The 23132-nt window shown below is 45.5% G+C and carries 16 protein-coding genes; 10 read left to right on the top strand and 6 right to left on the bottom strand.

All coding sequences use genetic code 11. From position 1 onward, the window contains the following. Positions 1-3 precede the first annotated feature (3 nt). From AB4375_RS12585 to AB4375_RS12560, 6 genes are all read left to right on the top strand, one after another. Positions 4-1377, top strand: a complete 1374-nt coding sequence (locus AB4375_RS12585) for a YcjX family protein (protein ID WP_372051713.1) — start codon at positions 4-6, stop codon at positions 1375-1377. A gap of 14 nt (positions 1378-1391) precedes the next feature. Next, entirely contained in the window at positions 1392-2444 is a 1053-nt protein-coding gene (locus tag AB4375_RS12580; protein WP_017067719.1) for a YcjF family protein, read from the top strand. A gap of 123 nt (positions 2445-2567) precedes the next feature. Further along, positions 2568-4112, top strand: a complete 1545-nt coding sequence (tyrR, locus tag AB4375_RS12575; protein WP_372051712.1) for a transcriptional regulator TyrR — start codon at positions 2568-2570, stop codon at positions 4110-4112. An 18-nt stretch (positions 4113-4130) separates the two neighbouring features. Beyond that, on the top strand, positions 4131-4718 hold the full coding sequence (gene rimJ / locus AB4375_RS12570) for a ribosomal protein S5-alanine N-acetyltransferase (protein ID WP_372051711.1): 588 nt from the start codon (positions 4131-4133) through the stop codon (positions 4716-4718). 135 nt (positions 4719-4853) lie between these two features. After that, positions 4854-5327, top strand: a complete 474-nt coding sequence (locus AB4375_RS12565; RefSeq protein ID WP_017060433.1) for a DUF2947 domain-containing protein — start codon at positions 4854-4856, stop codon at positions 5325-5327. A gap of 268 nt (positions 5328-5595) precedes the next feature. Next, positions 5596-5811, top strand: coding sequence for a hypothetical protein (locus AB4375_RS12560; RefSeq protein ID WP_012604204.1), 216 nt, complete (start codon positions 5596-5598; stop codon positions 5809-5811). A gap of 171 nt (positions 5812-5982) precedes the next feature. Here AB4375_RS12560 and AB4375_RS12555 read toward each other — a convergent pair whose 3' ends face one another. The 3 genes from AB4375_RS12555 to AB4375_RS12545 all read right to left on the bottom strand — a co-directional run bounded on the left by AB4375_RS12555 (position 5983) and on the right by AB4375_RS12545 (position 11558). Continuing rightward, positions 5983-8823, bottom strand: a complete 2841-nt coding sequence (locus AB4375_RS12555) for an Hsp70 family protein (protein WP_372051710.1) — start codon at positions 8821-8823, stop codon at positions 5983-5985. 153 nt (positions 8824-8976) lie between these two features. Further along, positions 8977-10926 carry an Hsp70 family protein gene (locus AB4375_RS12550; RefSeq protein ID WP_372051709.1) on the bottom strand — a complete coding sequence of 650 codons (1950 nt, stop codon included), beginning with the start codon at positions 10924-10926 and terminating at the stop codon, positions 8977-8979. Next, complete coding sequence (locus tag AB4375_RS12545) at positions 10926-11558, bottom strand: DUF2760 domain-containing protein (RefSeq protein ID WP_017060436.1); 633 nt, start codon at positions 11556-11558, stop codon at positions 10926-10928. Before AB4375_RS12545 ends, AB4375_RS12550 begins: the two co-directional genes overlap by 1 nt. A gap of 348 nt (positions 11559-11906) precedes the next feature. Here AB4375_RS12545 and AB4375_RS12540 point away from each other — a divergent pair, with 348 nt between their 5' ends. Together AB4375_RS12540 and AB4375_RS12535 are read left to right on the top strand one after the other, a co-directional pair. Next, entirely contained in the window at positions 11907-13445 is a 1539-nt protein-coding gene (locus AB4375_RS12540) for a diguanylate cyclase domain-containing protein (protein ID WP_372051708.1), read from the top strand. Between the two features lie 87 nt (positions 13446-13532). After that, the gene (locus AB4375_RS12535) at positions 13533-14063 is read left to right on the top strand and encodes a 3'-5' exonuclease (RefSeq protein ID WP_017068784.1); all 531 of its coding nucleotides are present in this window, start codon (positions 13533-13535) and stop codon (positions 14061-14063) included. A gap of 122 nt (positions 14064-14185) precedes the next feature. Here the strand turns inward: AB4375_RS12535 and AB4375_RS12530 are convergent, their stop codons facing one another. The 3 genes from AB4375_RS12530 to AB4375_RS12520 all read right to left on the bottom strand — a co-directional run bounded on the left by AB4375_RS12530 (position 14186) and on the right by AB4375_RS12520 (position 17371). Then, positions 14186-14635 carry a TerB family tellurite resistance protein gene (locus tag AB4375_RS12530; protein ID WP_372051707.1) on the bottom strand — a complete coding sequence of 150 codons (450 nt, stop codon included), beginning with the start codon at positions 14633-14635 and terminating at the stop codon, positions 14186-14188. A gap of 153 nt (positions 14636-14788) precedes the next feature. Then, positions 14789-16816, bottom strand: a complete 2028-nt coding sequence (locus AB4375_RS12525; protein ID WP_372051705.1) for an alkaline phosphatase family protein — start codon at positions 16814-16816, stop codon at positions 14789-14791. Positions 16817-16840: 24 nt separating this feature from the next. Continuing rightward, entirely contained in the window at positions 16841-17371 is a 531-nt protein-coding gene (locus AB4375_RS12520; RefSeq protein WP_136974816.1) for a hypothetical protein, read from the bottom strand. Positions 17372-17451: 80 nt separating this feature from the next. On the opposite strand from AB4375_RS12520, the gene AB4375_RS12515 reads away from it, so the two are divergent. Both AB4375_RS12515 and hrpA read left to right on the top strand, forming a co-directional pair. Then, the gene (locus AB4375_RS12515; protein WP_372051704.1) at positions 17452-18780 is read left to right on the top strand and encodes a MipA/OmpV family protein; all 1329 of its coding nucleotides are present in this window, start codon (positions 17452-17454) and stop codon (positions 18778-18780) included. Positions 18781-18978: 198 nt separating this feature from the next. After that, positions 18979-23046, top strand: a complete 4068-nt coding sequence (hrpA, locus tag AB4375_RS12510; protein ID WP_372051702.1) for an ATP-dependent RNA helicase HrpA — start codon at positions 18979-18981, stop codon at positions 23044-23046. Positions 23047-23132 lie beyond the last annotated feature (86 nt).

Genomic DNA, 23132 nt, shown 5'->3' with positions numbered 1-23132 from the left:
CAAATGAAACACCTAACTCAAGAAATGAGTGACTTTATAAGCAGAGGAACGGATTCTCATATTCGAGTAGCGGTCACGGGGCTCTCTCGTGCGGGTAAGACAGCATTCATTACTTCGCTGGTTAATCAGCTTCTTCATACGTCTACCCACAAAAACTTGCCACTGCTTGCATCTGCGAGAGATGGAAGAATTATTGGCGCAAAGCGCATCCCGCAACACAACATGATGATTCCACGCTTCTCTTATGATGAAGCGATGGAGTCGTTGAATGCACAGCCACCAGAATGGCCGGTACCAACGCGTGATGTCAGTGAGATTCGTTTAGCCATCAAATATAAGCCTGCGAAGGGCGCAAAGAAGCTACTGAGTAAAAACAGCACCCTTTATCTCGATATTGTCGATTATCCAGGTGAATGGTTGCTTGATTTGCCGTTACTGGATATGGACTTCGATACCTGGAGCCAATCTCAGTTTGCCGCATTGAAAGGCGACAGAGAAACTTACTCGCAACAGTGGAACGTAATGCGTGGTGATATCGATTTGCTAGCAGAAGCGGACGAAAAGAAACTGGTCGCGATTGCCGATAGCTACACTCAGTACCTTCATACTTGTAAAAGTAACGGACTGCATTGGGTACAACCGGGTCGATTCGTATTACCGGGTGAGCTTGAAGGCGCGCCTGTGTTGCAATTCTTCCCGTGTCTCGCACCTGAGGGTAAGTTCTCAAAAACAAGTAACTATGCAGTACTGAAAGCGCGTTATGAAGAGTATCAACAGAAGGTCGTCAAAGCGTTCTACAAGAATCACTTCGCGACGTTCGACAGACAAATCGTGCTAGTGGATTGCTTACAGCCACTTAATGCGGGCTATGACTCTTTCATGGACATGCGTGGCGCATTAGAACAGTTACTTAAGAGTTTTAAGTACGGTCGAAGCAATATCTTAAGACGTTTATTCGCGCCGAAGATCGACAAGATCTTGTTTGCAGCCACAAAAGCTGACCACGTGACACCGGATCAACATCCGAACTTGGTGTCACTGTTACAACAGATGGTGCATCCAGCTTGGCAGCAGGCGGCGTTTGAACACATCGACATGAGTTGTATGAGTATCGCGTCTATTCAAGCGACCAGCGCGGGTTATATCTCGTCTGGCTCAGACAATGTTCCGGCGTTGCAAGGTGTGACTTTGGATAATGTCCCTCAAACCATGTATCCGGGAGAGGTGCCGCGTAAGTTGCCCAACAAACAGTATTGGGAAACCAACCAGTTTGATTTCACGAGCTTTAGACCGATGGAGCAACATTCCGATGAGCCTTGCCAACATCTAAGAGTCGACAAGGTTTTAGAGTATCTCATTGGCGACAAGTTGAAGTAATTGAGGCAATCAAAATGAGTGAATTAAAAACAAAGCAGGTCTTTAATGAACCGTTGAAGACCTCTTTTGATGAGCAAGACAAGAGTGACGTTGGCCCGGATTTAGGCGCTCAACAACTGTTCACAGAGCAAGAGAAATTTGTCCCTGTCGCACCGCAAGTGAAAGCTGATCTTGATGGTGAAGCTGAGCAGCAATTGGAACAAGTGATTCGACCGAGCAAAAAGAAGAAGTGGTTTGGAACGGGTTTATTGGTCGCTTTTTCTGGCCTAGTTGGATGGCAAGCAATTGAATCGGTCATTACCGCAATTCAAACTGCTGATTGGCTTGCGTTAGGTTGGGCAGGCTTTATTGCTGCCATTGCTTCATTGGGTTTAGGCGCAATAGGCAAAGAGCTGTGGAAACTGCGTTCACTTAAAGATCACTTTAGTGTGCAAGAGCAGAGTGAAGAGCTACTCCAAAGTCAAAGTGTCGGCAAGGGCAAAGCGTTCTGTGAAAACATCGCCAAGCAAGGTGGCATTATCGCTGAGTCTCCTTCGTACGATAAGTGGCGAAACAGCATTAACCCAGCACACAGTGATGCAGAAGTGTTGGATATGTACGATGCGTTAGTCGTGAGTCAACAAGACAAAGTAGCGACTCAAATCGTCACTAAGTTTTCGACCGAATCGGCGGCTTTGGTTGCAGTGAGTCCATTGGCGGCGGCTGATATGTTGCTGGTGGCTTGGCGAAATTTCACCATGATCGACAAGCTTGCTGATGTGTATGGCATTGAGCTTGGCTACTGGTCTAGGATTAAGCTATTTAAATTGGTGTTAATCAACATGGCAGCAGCGGGAGCCAGTGAACTCGCAATTGATGCAAGTATGGATCTCGTCTCGATGGATCTTGCAGGCAAAGTCTCAGCTCGAGCAGGGCAGGGGCTAGGTGTTGGTATTCTTACTGCAAGACTGGGTCTAAAAGCCATGACATTGCTTCGACCTATGCCTTGGCATAACGAGAGAAAAGTAAAACTGGCAGACCTCCGCAAAGCCGTCCTTTCAGAAATAAAGCGTATCACTCTCAAATAAAGCATTTAAAGCTCAATAGTTTGAGAAGAAGAGTAAACATATGTTTACTCTTCTTCTTGACTGAACTCAGAGCTTAATCCACACTACTGTCAACTTATCCTGACACCTATAATAGGACTATTTGTGCGTCTTGAAGTATTGTGTGAAGACAGACTCGGCTTAACACGTGAGTTGCTCGATATCTTGGCCTCAAAAAGCATTGATTTAAGAGGAATCGAAATTGATGTTAAAGGTATTATTTACCTAAACTTCCCTGATATCGATTTTGATGCTTTTAGTGAACTTATGGCTGAAATTCGCCGAATTTCAGGTGTGAAGGATGTACGTAAAATCCAATTTATGCCAAGCGAAAGGCATAACACAGAGCTGATTGCTCTGCTGGCAAACCTACCTGATCCTGTGATTGCGATTGACCTTAAAGGCTCAGTCGATATGGCTAACCACGCTGCATTGAACCTTTTTAATAAGCAAGAAGACGCAGTCATCGGTGAACCGCTAGCGACGTTTGTTCCTAGCTTTAACTTTGCTCGCTGGATCGAAGGCGATGTAACGCGTCATCGTGAAGTTGTCGTGTTAGATGGTTTAGATTTCTCTATTGAGATCCTGCCGATTTACCTTGGTGGTGATGTCAACGAAGCGGTACTGGCAAGCGCAGTAATGACGATTCGCTCTTGTAATCAAGAGATGAACTCGCCAGATTCAATCCCAGAACAGAACAACCTAGGTTTCGAACACTTTGTTGGTGTCTCTAATCGCCATAAAGCCTTGATCAGCCAAGCTAAGAAATTGGCTATGCTGGATCAGCCTCTATTAATTGAAGGCGATACAGGGACAGGCAAAGAGATGTTGGCAAAAGCGTGTCATAACCGTTCAAATCGATCGTCTTTCCCATTCTTGATTCTAAGCTGTGCATCGATGCCTGATGACGTAGCGGAAACGGAATTGTTTGGTCATGCGCCGGGTTCATTCAACCATGAGCAAGGTCATAAAGGTATTTTCGAACAAGCGAATGGCGGTACCGTATTTTTAGATGAAATTGGCGAGATGAGCCCGCATCTACAAATCAAATTGCTGCGTTTCCTACAAGATGGTTCATTCCGTCGTGTTGGTGAAGAAGAAGAGATGCACGCTGATGTTCGTATTATTGCATCAACGCGCCACCGTCTTTCTGAATTAGCCGACTCGGGTTCGTTCCGTGAAGATTTGTTTTACCGCTTGAATGTACTGACTCTGTCTATCCCTGCATTGCGTGAACGCTCAAACGACGTAGCACCGCTATTGGAACTGTTCGTTGCAAAGTACGCGCAGCAGTTAGGTATGTTAAAACCAAAATTGACTCAAGAGTTAGTCGACCAGCTTGGTAATTACCAATGGCCGGGCAACATTCGTCAGTTAGACAACATGGTTCTACGCGCACTGACAGAGTTGGATTCAGACACGCTAACGGTTGAGCAATTCCACTTGCCACAGCTTGAAACAATGACGGCAGGAATGGCGAACCTGAGCTTAGATGGTTCGCTCGATGAAATCATGAAAGACTATGAATCTCAGATTCTAGAGAAGCTTTATCAGTCTTTCCCATCAAGCCGTAAGCTAGCAAAACGTTTGAATGTATCTCATACCTCAATTGCGAATAAGCTTCGTGATTACGGTATCAGAAAGAACTGATCGAATAAGAACAAGATTATGGAAGATTTGAGTACACCAGAGCGCATTTATAAGCATGATGGTAGTCTGATTTTACGCACGGCTGAAATCGATGACGCTGGCATGATCAGCGAGTACTTTCAGGTTAACAGAGAGTATCTGAAACCTTGGGAACCGATTCGCGAAGACGCGTTCTTTGATAGAGCGAGTTGGGCGCAGCGACTGATCAAGTTAAACGAGCTTCATAAAATGGGGCTAGGCTATTACTGTTTACTGATTAACGCTGACTCTAATGAAATGTTAGGCACCATATCGTTCAGTAATTTGTCGCGTTTCCCGTTCTACGCTTGTAATGTCGGTTACTCATTGGCGCAAAATGCACAGGGCCACGGTTACATGCGCAGAGGCTTGAGCATGGCCAAAGACTACATGTTTGATGTGCAGAACATACATCGCTTAATGGCGGGTTACATGCCTCACAACGAACGTAGCGCTGGTGTATTAGAACATCTTGGTTTTGTTCGAGAAGGTTTTGCTAAAGATTACCTACAGATTAACGGTAAATGGGAAGACCATATACTAACGGCATTAGTTAACCCAAATTGGGAAGATAGACGCGCTGTATAGAGATCAATAGTCATTAGGCGTAAATACAGATTTAGAGGCAGTGACGACATAGATAAAATGAAACCGTCACTGCATCAAAAAGAACAGATAGGCATGGTAAATCCATCAGCCTGAGAAGATATTTGAGGAATTTTGATGTCATACACAACTTTGGACGAATACCAAAGAAAATGGATTTTCACACACCAGTCAATGCCGCTGCCGGCAGAGGACTTGGAAAAGATTAAGCCAATGACACAGGCGAGAGCTTCTCAGTTCTGGAAAGAGAACGTGAGCCCTCAAAGCCCAGACGCAGAACGACTGAGCTCGCAAGACTGGCCAAGCAAAGCATCGAACTGGAATGAAGAGATCAGCTGGATGGCGCATTGGGAAGCGGATGAGCCTGAAATGCCAGAAGAGATTCTTAACTTTATTGATTGGCAAGATGACGTAACTGTTTATTTTTGTTACGAAAAGTACAATGTTCTTGAAACCAAATGGGCGATTTTCAAGAAGCATTGGAAGAACTTCTTGTTCTACGATGATGGCCCGATTTTAATCGGTCGTCGTCGTTCAGAAGCCCTTTGGTTTGCTACCAATGGCAAGGTGAAAATCGGTAACCGTGCTTAATCTCGGTGTGATTTAATCGAGTGAGTGTTGGTGTTTCGATCAACAGATAGAAAAACAAAAAGCGAGCATCGAGCTCGCTTTTTTTGTGCCTAATGATCTTCGAAGATCATGGGGAAAGACCCACTATTTGAGCCCAACTAAAGGTGACCATATCCACTCATTTAAAGCGAGTGAATTACGAAATTGAGATCGCTATCTCATTGGGTTAGTTGAAGTTTTATGGGGTTGAGCTATCTTTATATTACTGCCTTAGTGGAGGTGAAGTATTATGATTTGGGATACTCTCGAACGTGTAAATAAACTTCGCAAGGAAGCAATGGAGGATCCAGAGTTTTTGGATTCAGCAAAAATGCATGAGGAATGGCTTTTAAGCGAAACTCATAATCAATCGAACAAAGGAGCAAAAGAGAAGAAACCGAAAAAACTATCTGACATTTATGAAAATACGGATTTTCCTATCAACCCAACTGGAACCAAACATTAACAATGATGAACTGCAACACGGCTAAGGCTCTTAACCAAAAAGCTATAAGTCGATTACACATACCAGCCTTAAGCCACCAATAAAAAAGCCACTTTCAACGAATCGAAAGTGGCTTTTTCTTTTCTTGCTAGCTTCTTTACCATTAGCAACGAAAGCTAATCGTTTTCAAACCTAGTTATTGATTAGGCTTAATCCGCTTGGTAACGCATCACCAAACACACGCTTAGATTCACTCTCAGAAAGCTCAGTCACTTCACTCACTAGTGTTAACCATGAGTCAGGTACCTTGCTTTGCTTAAGCTTCTCAATCACTTGATTGCGATAGTCGTCAGAGATATCAAACTGACGGTCACCGGTTTTTCGACAAATCATCACCGCTGCGAAGGCGATCATCTGCTCTTTCTGCCAGTTCTGTTCAAGCAGTTTTGGTAACCACTGTTCAGCTTGCTCTCTAGGAATTACGCTGTGTTGGCTGCCATACAAAGGCGTTCTTGATGCTAATCGTCCTAGCGCCCACCAGTGAGCCTGTTCAAATTGGTTATGGTTGATCGCTTTGCTTAAGAACCAACTTGCCAGCAGCACTTTGTCTTCAACCTCAAGTTGCTCAAGTGACGCCGCTAAACGGACCATGGCTTCATAACCATTATCTTGCGCATCTTTGGCTGTCTTAGGGTTCTTCATTGCACCTGGGTGAAGGTATTTAGCGATGTCAGCCAAGATACTCTCTTGCTGCTCTTGGTTTAGCCCACCAGCGACACGACGCCAGAATACCCACCAGTCTGTCCAGCCTTGGTGGTTCTTGAACTGAATGTTCTGTTGGTAAAGGCTCCAAATCTGTTCGATACGCCATGAGTCAGTCGGATCGCCAAAGCCAGGACGTAGCGAGTATCCCGCCAAACGTAGCCAGTTCTTCTCGTGTGCTTCTGAGCGGCGACGACGTTTACGACCTAATGAGAAGGTATCAAATAGATGACGAAGGGTCGTGAAGTCCCATTCATCGCGTTTACCTAGTCGCTTCTCAAGATCTTTCGATAGTGTTTTGATCTCGTTCGATTCAGCACTCTTCTTGTTGCCGCTGTACAGGCGAGAAATCAACTCCTTACACTCTTCCAATCTTGGGTGAAGCGCGGAGGTATCAGATTCATCGCCTTGCTTGTTTCTGACTTCAAACTCAAGCAACCAGCGCTTAGAGTCATCTTCTATACTCACACACTCCATTTTCAATGTGCCGACTTCGGTTAACTGACAAGCGAGCAGTACTTCAACACGCTCTTTTTGGTTGGCTTGAAGTTCTGCAGTACCTGAGCCTTCCAGCGTAGAAATATACGGTGGGAGAGGGGAGAACAAGTCGGCATCCACATTGACCATCACACCGTTTTGAATGGCGGTGTCATGAGCAATTTGATCGTGTGTTGAAGTCAGAAGATTAAATCGTACTGGCTCACCTAAAGTCAGCGAGAAACGACGGCTGTTCAAGCGTATCTCTTGGCCTTCTTCGGTTCCTTTGGCAAGGAGACAAAGCGCTTTACCCATCTTGTTTTTCTCTTGCAGATGCAAGAAGTAAGAACGGGCAGCACCGCCACCGATTTTCAGCTGTGCACCGCGGCGTGCTTTACCAAAGGCAACCGCGCCAAGGGCAACAGACCAATCTGGATGAGGGTTATCAAGCACTGTGATAGGAGAACCGTTCCAGTTGCCCAGTAGCTGAGTAATTCGCTCTGTTACCAGTTCACTGTTAAACACACCACCATTGAGCAGCACGCCAACTGGAATTGCAGGTTTGGTGTCATCGAACTCAATAGAGTCTGAGTTTTCCAATGCGGCTTTAGACACTTGTTGGTGCGTTGCTAGGAATTCTGCAACGTGCTTACTCACCGCAGGGTCAGCCACGTAAGGCAGACCAAACTCAACCACAGCACTGCGGCGTTTGTCGGGTGTTTCAGTAAACTCAGAAAGCGGGAAGAAACCTTCCAATGCGATTTGATGGACTTCTTGTTTAGTTAAACCAATACTCTTAGTACCGCCAAGCAGTTTTGAACCGCTGCCCAGCATGGTGATCTTTACATCATCGGGCGCATTGGCAGAAAGCAGGCTCTCTTTTGCGGCGCGAGTCTGTTGAATCAGTTTGGTTAGGCTAGAGGCATTGAGCTTTTTGTTTTGATTGAAGCGTTGCTCAGCGAGGTGAGCAAGCGCTAAATCGAGGTTGTCACCACCGAGCATCAAGTGTTCACCAACACCAATACGGTCGAGTGCGAGCTCGTTATTACCGTCGCTGTTCGCATCGAATTTGGCTTCAATTAAGCTTAAATCGGTGGTACCACCTCCAACATCACACACTAGAATCAGTGGGATTTGTTGAAGTTCATCTGCTGCGGTTTGTTGGTGACGGGCATACCAGTCATAACAAACGGCTTGCGGCTCTTCGAGTAATAGAATCTTACCTAAGCCCGCCAGTTCTGCGGCTTCGAGTGTTAGCTTACGTGCTGTCTCATCGAAGGAAGCAGGAACGGTAACCACAACATCTTGGTTTTCCAGCTTGTTGCTCGGGTTACGGTAGTTCCATGCTTGGCGAATGTGGTTGAGGTAGCTTGCACTCGCCACAACTGGCGAGACTTTATCGACATCAGCTGCGCCAGCCCAAGGCAGAATATCGGAGTTACGATCAACCGCTTGGTGTGATAGCCAACTCTTAGCACTCGATACTTGGCGGCCTTCAACCTTAGCGCCTAATTCACGTGCCCATTCACCGACGATAACGTTCTTAATATCGCCTTCAACGGGGCTTGGTTCCCATGGCATTGTCAGGTCAGAAGGGGAGATTTGACCTTGTGCTGGGTGGTAACGAAAGGATGGTAGTAAGGGCTTGCGAACCACTTCACCGGGGCCGATGAGTTGGTCAATATCGAAAAGAGAAACGGGAGCATGTTGTAGGTCGTCGTTGATTTCACAGTAAGCGACAACCGTATTGGTTGTACCTAAGTCAATGCCGACTAAAAAACGAGGAGTTGCCATACAAAACCTTATTCTTCCAGAGTGATGACCAGTTTTTTGATAGCTTTGGTCTTATTGTTGTTATTCGTAAACGTCATTCCTGAGAAACAGGCAGGACTAGATTGAGAAATGCATTGATAAAGTAACGGCACCCGCTAAGGTGCCGTTGATTCATTATGCTTGTTCGTTTGAGTCGTTATTCGAGTCTTCACGAACATCGAACTCAACGTGCCACTTCTGACCGTTGTCAGTAGCAATCGCTTCTAGGTGTAAGGTGCCTAGCTCAGTAACGCGAGAAGCCAAAGTCACTGGAACCACTTCACCTTCGCGACGGCCTTCAGAAACCGGCAATGTCACTTGGATTTCAGGAAGCTCATCGAGCTCTTCTGGCGCCCAGTGATCAAGGTGAGTACCGGCTTGATCTTCACGGCGAGTTGTTGAGCCAAAGAACTGGAAGTGAACTGGCTGACCAATCACTAGACCAAATTCTTGGCTAGGCACTTGAACGCTTGAGCCCTCTCCCATACCAAACGGTGCAACACACAGAGCTTCCATAGGAGGAGCCATACCTGGGATTGCAGGCATCGCGCTTTCAATACCTACGTAGTAAGCAGAAGCGATACCACCGCGGATACGAACGCCTTGACCACGACGTACTGCGCCGTAGTAAGAAGCACCACTTGCAACCGCAAGGTCTAGGTCTAGGCCTGAAAGTTGTTTAGCAAATTCAGCGTCAGCATTGATCAACCACTCGTTGATTGTGTCTGAAAGACGATCAGCAAGTAGGTTAGATTTTAGAACACCACCGTTGAACAGGATTGCTGTTGGTTTGATGAAGTCAGCAGCAGGCACTTCAGCACCTGGCATGCCCGGCATATTTGCAAACGGATTGAAATCTTGTTGAGCCGTTTCGCCATTTCCAGAAAGCGCGTTCGCTTGCTTAGAAAGGAATGCGGCAATGTGACGAGTGATACCTGCATCTTGTGCGTAAGGCAGACCCATTTGAGTCAGTGCACCACGCGTTTTTTGTACCGGGTGATCAGTCACAGCAACTTTAGGGAAGAAGCCATCAACCAATGTTTGTTGTACTTCTTGCTGAGTCAGTTCTGTTTTTAGCGTCGCGCCAAGTAGCTTAGAGCCACGGCTAGGAACCACGATTGGCACAGCTTGAATCTCTGCATCGTTCAGTAGCGCTTCTTTTGCGTCACGACATGCGTGAGTCATCGCTTGAACTTGCCAAGGTGCCAGCTCTTTGCCTTCTTGTGCTAGCTTCATCTTCAAGCGGTAAGCCAGAGCTAAGTCCATGTTGTCGCCGCCAAGTAGGATATGTTCACCTACAGCGATACGGTTCAGGCTCAGGTTGCCATCGTCTTGAGTCACTTCAACTAAAGAAAGGTCGGTTGTACCACCACCGATATCGACAACAAGAACGATGTCACCAACGTTTACTTCATCACGCCATGTGTCGTTGCTGTTATCAATCCAGCTGTACAGAGCCGCTTGTGGCTCTTCAAGAAGCGTTAGGTGAGTGAAACCAACATTACGTGCAGCTTCTGCTGTTAGGTCACGAGCCGCAGGATCAAACGAAGCTGGAACCGTGATCGTTACATCTTGGTCTGCCAGTTTGTGTTCTGGGTTTGCGTGGTTCCATGCGTCTTTAAGATGCTCAAGGTACAATTCAGTTGTCTTAAGCGGAGATACTTTTTCAACTTCTTCAGGGCTGCCTGCAGGAAGGAAAGCATCGCGACGGTTAACACCACCGTGGCATAACCAAGATTTTGCACTTGCTACCAAACGGATAGGGGTTTTAGAACCAAGGTTACGAGCAATTGCACCCACTAGCGCTTTTGGCTCTGAAGACCAAGGAAGAACGCGAGAGCCCGCATTCATTTCATGTTCGTGCGGTTGGTATAGGAACGAGCCAAGTTGGCTGCGAGTTTCTACTGTACCTGGCGCCGTCAGTTGAGGGATTTGCATCACCTCAACGCGAGCGTCTTCATTGCTTGTGTCTATGTAAGACAAAACGCAATGTGTAGTACCTAAATCGATACCAACACTGAACTTGGGTACCTGGTTTTGCTCTTGAGAAGATGGCTCTTGAGCTGAATGACTTTGGTGTTCCATTATAGCTCCACCTCTGCCGGTGCAATTACAGATGCATCGTAGTTTTCAGCAAGCTTAGGCAGGTTCATGTCAGTTGCTTTCCAACCTTTGTGAACCAGTGTGCCGTTGAATGGTGCATTGCCCGTTACGTTGCCAGTTAGGCGAATTTCTTGAGGGTTGAAACCTTCAGCGATAGTGATACGTGTTTCTTCATCTTCAGTGCGGATGTGAGACAGCGTTACGTAATCAGCCAATACTTTTTGACCGCCAGTGTGAATAACGCGAGCTGCTGCGCCAACTTCTTCATCAGAGAATGACGTTAGGTCTTCTTTTAAGAAGTCGATAAGGCGCGCTTCTTGCTGCATGATAGACAGTAGCTGCATTGCAGAGTCTGTTGGTGCTGTAGCAAGCTTAGATTCAACTTCTACTACTTTTTCGATCACACGTTCAACTTCAACTACTTTCTCTACTTCGACAATTTTCTCAACTGGCTTTTCAACTTCAACGACCTTTTCTACTGGTTTTTCTACGACTTTCTCAACCACTTTGGTTTTACGAGAAACGGCAATTAACAGTAGTAAAACGCTTGATGCAGTTAGGCCTGCGTGAAGCATATCAAACGTTTGTGGGATTAGGTTCAAATCAACGATCATAGTGATTTCTCTTTAAAATTGATTTAACGGTATATTCGTCGGTTCAAAGGAATATACAGGTTGGAAAGAAACTCATTGGCACTAAGCCGAAACGGTCACTTTCAAGCTATAAATATGGATGGATACTAGCATATTCAAGGCTTAAGAGTGGTATTTAATGTTTTTAATCAAGTGGGTTTTTGGTGTGTTAGCTTGAAATTTAGTCGAGATTCGGTCGAATATTGGTCGTCGATGTGAGGGCAAGGTAAACAATGCCCGTTTTATGTCAGTTTTAAGACTAAACAGAAATGGAGCATGATTCCCTTCCGTTATATACTTTTAACTCATTAGAGACTATTTGGAAGCCACATGCCGCACACTACCGACCCACTTACAGGGTTGAAGAGACGAACTCTCCCATTGGTCGTATTTTTGGTCAGTTTTTTGATTACTGTGTTGTGTTTTATATTAGTCGCGTTAAACCAAAACCGCGCGTTAAATATGAATTTGGATAGCTTTACTACTCACCAGACACTGAGTTTGGAAGCGTTTATCGCTAATGACGTGGCTTACATTGGTTCTGGTGCTAATTTTTTCTACGCAAATGATCCTGAAAACTGGGATAAGTTTGATCGTTTTGCACAACAAACGATTAATGTTTCAAAAAGTCTAATTGGCTTGCAGTGGATGCAAAAAGTGGCAGCAGACGAGATTGCCGAGCATACCGCTAAGATGAAAGAAAAATACCCGTCTTACGAGCTGTTCACTATTCCAAAACACGAAGCCAAAGTCTTTGGTTACATCTTAGATGGTGAGCCGGCGTTCATTGCTAGTGACCTGTATCCCAACACACAAGCAAACGACAATGTACTTGGCTTTTATTTTTCTCGTGAGCGCTTCAAGCTGGTTTTAGATAATATTAAACAGACACGTAAAGCGAATATTTCAGACAAAGTTCGCTTGCTTCAAGACGGCTTAGATCAAAATACACCAAAGACCGGCATGTTGGTTTATTACCCTGTGTTTGAAGGCGAAAGCGATAATCTACTTGGCGTTGTGATTGGTGTGGTTCGAACGACTTACTACTTTGAAAATCTAATGGCTTCGGCAGTGGGAGACATGGATGTCTATATTCGTGTTACCGATACGGGTTTCGAAGCAGAAAACTCCCCAATATTGTTTGAAACCGAGGGTTATGAAGCGGTATCTGGGCACCACATTACCAAAACAATCTCACTGACCAATCGAGATTGGAAGGTCGATTACAAAATAGATTCATGCATCTCTTTCTATGGTTATCTGGTGTTAACCGGAATCGCGTTAGTCGGAACAACTATCTCATTGCTGTTGGCGTATATCGTTAATATGCAAATCCGAGAGAAAGAGCGCTTGTATCAAATGCTTGATAAAAGAACAGAAGAGCTTCGTTTTCTAGCCAACCACGACAGCCTGACCGAGGTTTATAACCGACGTGCTTTCAATAAGATGTTAGATAAAGCGATACAGCGAAATGAACCCTTTAGTCTCATCGGATTTGATGTCGACAAGTTCAAAGGCATTAACGACCAATTCGGTCACCCTGCAGGGGATGCTTTACTCATTCATGTAATTAAATTGATTTCAGTGAGCTTGAAAGAGGGGGATAACCTGTTTCGTATAGGTGGAGATGAGTTCTGTATCATTTCTAGTATTACAAACCATGAAGCCCTAGAACGATACTTACAATGTATTCTAAGAACAGTGAGCCAGTCTCATTGTGAGCACAAAGGTCGACAGCTCAGTTGTACTTTGAGTATTGGTGCTGCTATTTACGCTAATGAAAACACGGAAGAGATTCTGCAAAAAACAGACAGTATGCTCTATCAAAGTAAGTCGAATGGCCGAAATCGAGTGACAATTGCAGGCTAAATGAGCACTTGATACAACTAGGGTCGAGTTCTGTATTGGGCTCATGTACAATTTCATAAAATTTTTGACGAGAGAATTAGGCGACGTATGAATCACAATCGAGTTGTGTGTTTCGATTTGGAAATGTGCTGTTGGAGCGAAGACGGTGTGGGAACAACAGGAGAGATCATTGAAGTTGGTCTTGCTGAGATTGATCTAGCATCCGGTACTATCGTGAAGCGAGCACAATACTACGTTAAGCCAGAGAAAGACGAAGTCTCTCTATTCTGTGCCGAGTTAACGGGCATTACACCTCGTAAAATCGAAAAGCAGGGTCGCCCATTAGAGTCTGTCATCAAGTCGATGATTAAGAACTTTGGTGGTCCCAAAAAAATCTACGCAGCGTGGGGACGTGACGACCTTATCTTACACAAAGAGTGTATTGAAAAAGGCATCGAGCCTCCGTTTAGCGAGTTCTTAAACATCGCAACGCTTTACCGTGTTCAGAATCGCTTGAAAGACAAACGCATTGGTCACCGCGCTGCTCAAGAAGCCAAAAATATTGAGTGGGAAGGTCGTCAGCACTCGGGTTATGTCGATGCTTATAATCTTGCGAAACTCACATTAACTATGTTGTAGCTAAATTTTTAGCTCCTCTCAGCCCTGTTTAGTCAGCTTTCAGTTTACCGATTCAAAAAAGCGACCGGTTTCTTAACCCGTCGCTTTTATTTATTTCAGTTTCCAATTCATTATTTCAGGCACTAATTTTCGCCTAAAACACTTAACTTACTCTTGATGAAGTCACAGTGGTCGACGTAGAGCAGTTCTGCTGTTTTACGGATCACAGAATCTTCGATAGGGTCAATTTCCCCGTCGGCCTGCGCTACTTCCCACATCGCTTTGATTAAGTCGATTCGCACTGGCTGAGATAGGTCTCTGAGTTGCGATGTAAAGTCATACAGCGATACTGATTGCTCTACTTTCGGCTCTGCTTGCGCGAGCAGTACCTTTGCTTGTTCTTCATCTAAATCCAGCAAACGCTGCAGAAGCTGTAGCTTAGCGACTCTTTCTGATTCATTGATCTGATGGTCGGCACCCGCGACTTCACACAACAAACTCGCGATGGCGATATTAGGTGATGTGCCTTGGTTTTTGCTTAGGTCCTGGCCTTCAATCAATTGTTTAAACATTGATGTGAGAGAATTGAACATAACGAGCTCCAGTTAAAATTTGTATCGAGTTCCGTAACGCTGATAGCTATCAACTATAACCATAAGCATAACTATTGGGTCTACAGAGTGTGATCGCAAGCGTCTTTACTAAAAACTGACATTACGGATACGCGAGCGATAAGGAGCATTTTATCAATCGGGCTCTGGGAAACGGGTAATTTTACCGTCGCCACTGAGTGTCGTGATCGATTGCGGTTTCCCATCAGTGTCTAGCCTCAATTCTCCAATCGCACTGCGGTTTGAAAGGCGATAGAAGGTCTGATTGTCAGGGCTTCGCTTTTCGATCTTCAAGCGTTTACGCTTAGTGAAGTAGTTCAAAACTGAGCGAGGGCTGTATAACAGGCGGTCCCATACATCGCAGAATTTAAGCAGCGGAGCAGGGAACTGATTTTTAATACCACTGCAGGTGATTTGATAGATGTTCGGGCTGTTGCGACGATACCTAAGCTTGATGTCATAAGCGAAGGAGTAGTGAACATCGCCAGAAAGTACCACGAAGTTGGTCGGTGTTTTGGTATGGGTAAAGATGCTAATCAGCGTATTAGCACTGCCCGGATGTGCCATCCAGTTTTCAGCGTCAATCACTAATGGCTTGCCGATTGTGGTCGCCATCTTTTGCAGTGTTTCAATAAACTTCACGCCAAACATCGGTGCAGCAGAAACGATCACCACTTTATCTTGATTCATTAACTGATGTTGAAACTCAATCAAGGCTTCCCAGTCCATTAAACCTGAAGGCTTGTTCATGCGTGACTCTGAACGCCAACGACGCGTACGAGTATCCAACACAATGACTTTGGGTGAGGTATCTATTGTGTAATGCCACTCTTCAAAGCGACTCAGCATCTCAATAAAGGCTTGATGCTTGTCTGGCTCGATGTTGCCAATAGAGTGAGTAGTCGCTGCATTGCCGGCTTCATTATGAGTTTGTTTACTAATGCGCGGTTGTTTAGTAATGAGCGGTTGAGCGACAAAAAGCTGTTTTGCTTGCTCGATAAACGTTTCATCGAAGCTCTCCGGTTTGTTACCCCAACCTTGACACATCCAGTAAGCCGCAAGGCCGTTACCAATGACTTGGGTCGCGAACTGGTTTTGGTCGACGGCATGCTCCCAACCCACAGTAAGGTTCCAATCATCGGTAACATCGTGATCATCGAAGATCATGTAAGTTGGAATATGCGCGAACAGACGTTGTACTTGCGGTAAGCCAGCAATGAAATCATCCATGATGACGCTTTCATCACGCCATTGTTGCTGCTCAGTCGGTGTTAATTGGCGTCCACCTTGAGTGAAGTTATTCTCAATTAAACGCTCTCGATTGACGCATTGCCACAGTGTCGGAGACCAAACCAATAAGTACATCGCGATAAACTCAGACAGCGTGACCAAGTGGTTTTCACAATCGGTAGAGCTAAAAATCGGCACGCCACGGTTCGGGAATAACTTATCGATCATCGATTCTGAAGCTGTGTGGTGCGGCAAATAGTGATGACGCTGGTATAAGTGGTATTCACTGTTATACAGAGCGTCACTGTTGTTGATTTGTTTAATTTGCGAGTCAGTCGGTAAGCTTTCGCCTACAAGGCCAAGCAGGTGAATCACTTGTTGAATAGCATCAAGTGTTGGGCCTGCCACATGGTCGGCGTAGATCTGATCGCCGCTCATCATCAGCATGTCGGGTCTTTCAGCGACGGTTTGATCGGCCATCTTGTTATCGGCTGCAACTAGGCTGTCTTTGCTTGGATGATGCGGGTTGCGGCAAGAGCCATGAAGAATGTAATCAGCTGAGGTCGATATCTTAAACTCAACGCGAGATTTACCGTTGTAAACAAGGTGAGGGGCGAGCTCTTTTAGTGAACCTGACTCTGTGTGAATGTCATATTCAAGCAGCGTATTAGTCGGAAACTCACCTTGTAAGCGAATTAGCGTTATCCACGCATGTGTACCGATTTGAATCGAATCATGTTCTTCAAGCGATGAGGTATAAAACGGCTGGTCTTGTGCTGCTTCAGAATCGTCTATTTCTTGAGTATGAAGCTCGGCTCTGCCTGTAAGAGGCGAGCTGGTGGCTAACCAAAGTACCACTTCAGTCGCGGTGGTTTTTCTTAAAATGGGTCCGGCGAGTAACAGGGGAAGAGATGATGTCGTAGAGGGTTTCAATACGGTACCTAAAATCGTTGGTGGCTAGTCGTCGTGGTGTTCTTTTGTTTCGATCTTATTTGTGTCTGGCTTTGTGGTTTCAAGCGTTGATGCTTCAAGTTCTACTGAGTCAGATTCTGTTGTTTTAAACTCTGCAATCTCAGGCTCTGTCGTTTCAGATTCTGTTGATTCAAGAACTTCGATAACTTCTGAGCTAGAAAGTTCATGGCCCATTAGAAATATTGCCAATAGGGCATCGGCTTTGGTCTTGGTATCGGAAGGCTCGTCTAATAACAGTTCGAGCTTTTCTCGAATCATAGCAATCTCGTGCTCAACAAAGCCACGGCCTTCTTCATCCCCTTGATTGTCTTCAGGGGCATTATCGAATTCAAGAAATAGCATGTCACCGTCTAGGTTGGTATCCACCAAACGCTCAGGCAACCACGCCTCACCCATAACAATATCTGGATCGGAATCTTTGGGTAAGTGATCTATAATGTTTTGTAATTCGGAGACTTTCACAATACTTTCATTTAACCGAGAATATTCTACATTGTAACGGTCAATGCCGAGCAAACCTAAAAATAGTTAGCCGTCATGGTTAATAAATGTCTAATCAGTAACACAATATTTTTTCAAAGAGTAATTACACAAGAATGAAGCTCAAATATTTACCGACTCTTCCTTCATCTGGATTGGTTTTACTAGGTAGCGCTTTCCTAAGTGGCATTTTCGTAAGTGCTAATGCGTGGGCCGCTGAAGAGCAAGAGTGGGGCATCGCTGCAATGTTCCGTACAGCAAGCATCCCTTATGACACGTCTGGTGGCGACCAATCGGTTAGCTCATTCGTACCGATGCTGTTTTTCAAGAACGATTATGTGTTTATTGACGGTACTGAGATGGGGGCATACCTCTATCAAACTGACGATGAGAAGTGGTCTTTCAATGCTATCTCTCGCATGCGCTTTATTGATATTCCTGCATCTGAGCAGAACGCGATTGAAGGCGATACGGCGGACTTTGGTGCTCAACTGACCTACCAACTTGATGATTCTTGGTCTGTCGAGACGGAGTTAATGAGCGACAGTGAATACAACTTCCACGGTAACTTACGAGCTAAAGCCAAGTATGAAACTGGAGATTGGGAGTTTTACCCGAGCGCGACGCTGCGTTATAAAAGTGCTGATTTCAACAGTGAGTATTACTCCGCATCTAATGAAACCATTGGTGCTGGTGTTGACTTAAATGTTGGTGTTGAAACGCGTTACCATGTGGTTTCTAACTTGTACTTATTGGGTTCAACCAGTGTGACTCGATTGGACGATAACGCTTACGATTCTTCGATTGTTGAAGACCGTTATCAGGGGGAATTGTACCTTGGCTTTGGTTTCTTTAACGACAAAGAGAAAGCGCCAAAACCTAAACTGAGCAATGCGCCGTACTTACGTGTCGCACACGGCTGGGGAACGCCATCCAATATTGGCGACATCATGAAGTTCAATAGAGAAAAAGACGAATTCAACAACCAGTTGACCTCGTTCTTCTATGGACACCCATTAACTGATGAGATCTTCGGCTTGCCATTGGATATCTATTTGACCCCAGGTATTGCCCACCACTGGAGCTCAGACGTTCAATCAAGCAGCACCGAATACATTATCGCAATCAAAGCGTATTACACCTTTGATTGGCCAACTCAGTGGCGTTTTGGTGTGGCAGAAGGTATGTCTTACATCGATTCGATTACCTACATCGAAGGCTCTGAGATGGAGCGTAAAGGCTACACAGCCAGTCATCTGTTGAACTACTTAGACTTCTCATTCGATGTCAACGTTGGCGACTTGATTGGCAAGAATGACTTGAACAACTTATGGTTCGGTTATTCATTGCATCACCGTTCTGCAATCTTTGAAAAATCCTCTCAGTATGGTCGTATCAAAGGCGGTAGTAACTACAACACGGTTTACTTCCAATATGAGTTTTAAGCGCAGTTTTTAACGTTAGCTTTAAACCAGATTTGACTAAGTACGAATTACATTTGACCGCGCTTTCATAGCTCCTGCGAGTGTTAGCGAGATTAATCAGCCTGATAGCTAAAGGTTTTCCCTTTGCTGTCAGGCTTTTTTGTTTGAGACTTGTGATATAATCGCGCGAGTTTAATAAGTACAAGAATAGGACACGCTTTGACTTCGTCTCCGGAAAAAGCAGATAACAACAAGAATGCAGCACAGCCAAGTTCTTCACAGAGCAAAGCCAAGCCAAACCAAGCGGCATCGAAAAAGTCTGCTGAACAATCAAATACCAAAAAAGCTGATCAATCAGCGACAAACAACAAATCATCTCAGAATAGCCCAGCCTCTCTTCGTAAAGCGCTCAACGAATGTATGATACGCGATCGCTTCCGTTTGAGTAAGCGAATTGCTGGTGCGAGCAAAATTAAGAACGAACAAGCTAAGCACGCTGTCTTTGATGAGATTGCGTTAGACATTGCTAAGTCGATGATGACGGCAACTCAGCGTGCGGCACAGAAACCAACGATTGAATACCCAGAAATTCTCCCGGTTAGCCAAAAGCGCGAAGACATCGCGAAAGCCATCGCTGAAAACCAAGTGGTTATCGTGGCGGGTGAAACGGGTTCGGGTAAAACCACTCAGCTACCAAAAATCTGTTCTGAGCTTGGCCGCGGCCGCTTTGGCTTAATTGGTCACACTCAGCCCCGTCGTCTTGCGGCGCGTTCGGTTGCGAACCGTATTGCTGAAGAGATGGAAACACAGCTGGGTGAGTTCGTTGGTTATAAGGTTCGATTCAACGACCAGATTTCTGACAACACCCAAATCAAACTGATGACCGACGGTATTCTACTGGCGGAGATTCAACACGACCGTTTCTTAAATCAGTACGACACCATCATTATCGATGAAGCGCACGAACGTAGCCTGAACATCGATTTCATCATGGGTTACCTGAAAGAGTTACTGCCAAAGCGTCCTGATCTGAAAGTGATCATCACGTCGGCAACCATCGATCCAGAGCGTTTCTCTAAGCACTTTAACAATGCACCGATCATTGAAGTGTCTGGTCGTACTTACCCAGTTGATACGCGTTACCGCCCATTAGGTGGTGATGAAAGTGATTCAGACCGAGACCAAATCGAAGGCATCTTTGAAGCCGTTGATGAGCTGTGTGATGAAGGCCTTGGCGATATCTTGATCTTCATGAACGGTGAGCGAGAAATTCGTGATACCGCAGATGCATTAAGTAAACGCAACCTTCGTGATACCGAAATTGTCCCGCTTTACGCGCGTCTATCGGCGGGTGAGCAGAACCGTATCTTCCAGTCTCATACTGGTCGACGCATCGTTCTGGCAACCAACGTGGCAGAAACCTCGTTAACCGTTCCGGGCATCAAGTATGTTATCGACCCGGGTACGGCGCGTATTAGCCGCTACAGCTATCGTACTAAAGTACAACGTCTACCGATTGAGCCAGTGTCTCAAGCGAGTGCAAACCAGCGTAAAGGTCGTTGTGGTCGTGTTGCAGAAGGTATCTGTATTCGTTTGTACTCTGAGGAAGATTTCGAGTCACGCCCAGAGTTTACTGACCCAGAGATTCTTCGTACTAACCTAGCATCGGTTATCCTTCAGATGACAGCGCTAGGCCTAGGCGATATTCAAGCGTTCCCATTTGTTGAAGCGCCCGATAAGCGCAACATTCAAGACGGTGTAAGGCTGCTTGAAGAGCTTGGTGCGATCGCCACCGTTGAACCGTCAGCGAACAAAAACAAGAACCACGGCGACGACAAGAAGAAGCTAACCGCGATTGGTCGTAAGCTGGCAAAACTGCCTATCGATCCACGTTTAGCGCGTATGGTAATTGAAGCGCCACGTAACCGATGCCTACACGAAGTGATGGTGATCGCGTCTGCGTTGTCGATTCAAGATCCGCGTGAGCGTCCATCAGATAAGCAACAATCGTCTGATGACAAGCACAAGCGTTTCTTCGATAAAGAGTCTGACTTCATCACGTTTGTGAACTTATGGGATTACATCAAGCAGCAGCAAAAAGCATTGTCGAGTAACCAGTTCCGCAAACAGTGTAAGCAAGATTACCTCAACTATTTACGTATCCGTGAATGGCAAGATGTGTACTTCCAAATTCACCAAGCAATGCGTGAGCTAGATACTAAGTTGAATACAGAACCGGGCAGCTACGATGGCATTCACATGTCACTGCTATCAGGTCTGCTTTCGCACATTGGTATGAAAGACCAAGAGAAGAATGAGTATCAAGGTGCACGTAATGCACGCTTCCACATCTTCCCTGCGTCTGGCCTATTTAAGAAACAGCCTAAGTGGATCATGTCTGCGGAGCTGGTAGAAACCTCAAAACTTTGGGGCCGTGTTATCGCGAAGATTCAACCTGAATGGATTGAACCGCTAGCGAAACACCTGATTAAACGCAGTTACAGCGAACCACATTGGTCGAAGAAACAAGCAGCGGTAATGGCACACGAAAAAGTGATGCTTTACGGAATCCCAATCGTACCTAAGCGCCTTGTGAACTACGGCGCGATTGATGCCACCGTCAGCCGTGAGTTGTTTGTACGTAGTGCATTAGTAGAAGGTGAGTGGGAAACCAAACACGCTTTCTTCAAGCAGAACCGTAAGCTTCTACAAGAAGTCGAAGAGCTAGAGCATAAATCGCGTCGTCGTGACATCTTGATCGACGATGATGAACTGTTCGATTTCTATGACCAGCGTGTTGGTGAAGAGGCGGTTTCTGGCCGTCACTTTGATACATGGTGGAAGAAGACCAGTCAGAAAACCCCTGAGCTGCTTAACTTTGAAAAATCGATGCTGTTCCGCGGTGATGCTAGCCACGTTACCGATCTGGATTACCCGAACTTCTGGCACCAAAACGGTATCAAGCTCAAGCTGAGTTACCAATTTGAGCCGGGCGACGATAACGATGGTGTAACGGTACACATTCCGCTGCCTATCTTGAACCAGATCGACCAGAACGGTTTTGATTGGCAGATCCCGGGTCTACGTCAAGAGCTAGTAATTAGCTTGATTAAGTCGTTACCTAAAACGCTACGCCGTAACTTTGTACCTGCGCCAAACTACGCAGATGCATTCTTGGCACGTGTGACACCGCTTGAAGCACCGTTACTGGATTCTCTTGAGAAAGAGCTACGCCGCATGACGGGTGTGGAAGTGGTACGTGATGACTGGAAGTTAGACCAGATTCCAGAGCACTTAAAGGTAACATTCCGCGCTGTAGATCATCGCAAGCGTAAGCTGAAAGAACAGAAAGACCTGCATGAGCTAAAAGAAAGTCTGAAAGACAAGGTTCAAGAAACGCTTTCTAAGGTTGCTGACGACGATATTGAACAACAGAACCTGCATACCTGGAGCTTTGGTGAGTTACCAAAAGTGTATCAGCAGAAACGCGGCGGCTACGATGTTAAAGCCTTCCCAGCGCTGGTGGATTCTAAAGACAGCGTAGAGATCAAACTGTTCGAAACCGAGCAAGAGCAAATCTCGGCAATGAAATCGGGTCAGCGTCGTTTAATCTTGTTGAACGTGCCATCACCGATCAAATATTTGCACTCGAACCTGCCGAACAAATCGAAACTTGGCTTGTACTTCAACCCATACGGACAGGTACTCGATCTTATCGATGACTGTATCGCTTGTGGTATTGATAAGCTGATTGAAGAGAAGGGCGGTTTGGTTTGGGAACCAGAGCAGTTTGAAGCTCTGAAAGAACACGTACGTGCAGAGCTGGGTGATACCGTAGTAGAGATTGCTCAACAGGTTGAAACCATCCTAACCACGGCATTCAGCATCAGTAAAAAGCTGAAAGGACGCGTGGATCTTTCTATGGCATTCGCACTTTCTGACATTAAAGCTCAGGTAGAAGGCTTGATTTTTAAGGGGTTTGCCACAGAATGCGGGTGGAAACGCTTGCCGGATATTCTACGCTATATGAAAGCTATTGAGCGTCGAATGGAAAAACTGCCAATTGACCCGAACAAAGATCGTCTTCACATGATCAAAGTTGAGTCAGTAATGAATGATTACAAAGAACTGCTGAATAAAATTCCAAAAGGGATCGCGGTTCCAGAAAATGTAAAAGAGGTGCGTTGGATGATAGAAGAGCTTCGTGTAAGCTTCTTCGCACAGCAGCTCGGTACGCCTTACCCAGTATCAGATAAGCGTGTTAAAAACGCGATTGATGCTTGCTAAAGGAATAAAGCTAGACGCAATGGCAAGGTTTGGGTATAAATCTTGCTTATTGCATTACTAATTGAATAGTTATTACATACAGGGCG

The sequence above is a fragment of the Vibrio sp. 10N.261.51.C6 genome (assembly GCF_041471785.1).
Lineage (GTDB): Bacteria > Pseudomonadota > Gammaproteobacteria > Enterobacterales > Vibrionaceae > Vibrio > Vibrio crassostreae_C.
The sequence above is the reverse complement of the archived record's forward strand: the minus strand, read 5'-3'. Positions and strand labels throughout refer to the sequence as shown.

Coding starts and splice junctions, on each gene's coding strand:
- AB4375_RS12585 (WP_372051713.1), top strand. CDS start 4: ATGAAACACCTAACTCAAGAAATGAGTGACTTTATAAGCAGAGGAACG.
- AB4375_RS12580 (WP_017067719.1), top strand. CDS start 1,392: ATGAGTGAATTAAAAACAAAGCAGGTCTTTAATGAACCGTTGAAGACC.
- rimJ (WP_372051711.1), top strand. CDS start 4,131: ATGGAAGATTTGAGTACACCAGAGCGCATTTATAAGCATGATGGTAGT.
- AB4375_RS12565 (WP_017060433.1), top strand. CDS start 4,854: ATGTCATACACAACTTTGGACGAATACCAAAGAAAATGGATTTTCACA.
- AB4375_RS12560 (WP_012604204.1), top strand. CDS start 5,596: ATGATTTGGGATACTCTCGAACGTGTAAATAAACTTCGCAAGGAAGCA.
- AB4375_RS12555 (WP_372051710.1), bottom strand. CDS start 8,823: ATGGCAACTCCTCGTTTTTTAGTCGGCATTGACTTAGGTACAACCAAT.
- AB4375_RS12550 (WP_372051709.1), bottom strand. CDS start 10,926: ATGGAACACCAAAGTCATTCAGCTCAAGAGCCATCTTCTCAAGAGCAA.
- AB4375_RS12545 (WP_017060436.1), bottom strand. CDS start 11,558: ATGATCGTTGATTTGAACCTAATCCCACAAACGTTTGATATGCTTCAC.
- AB4375_RS12540 (WP_372051708.1), top strand. CDS start 11,907: ATGCCGCACACTACCGACCCACTTACAGGGTTGAAGAGACGAACTCTC.
- AB4375_RS12535 (WP_017068784.1), top strand. CDS start 13,533: ATGAATCACAATCGAGTTGTGTGTTTCGATTTGGAAATGTGCTGTTGG.
- AB4375_RS12530 (WP_372051707.1), bottom strand. CDS start 14,635: ATGTTCAATTCTCTCACATCAATGTTTAAACAATTGATTGAAGGCCAG.
- AB4375_RS12515 (WP_372051704.1), top strand. CDS start 17,452: ATGAAGCTCAAATATTTACCGACTCTTCCTTCATCTGGATTGGTTTTA.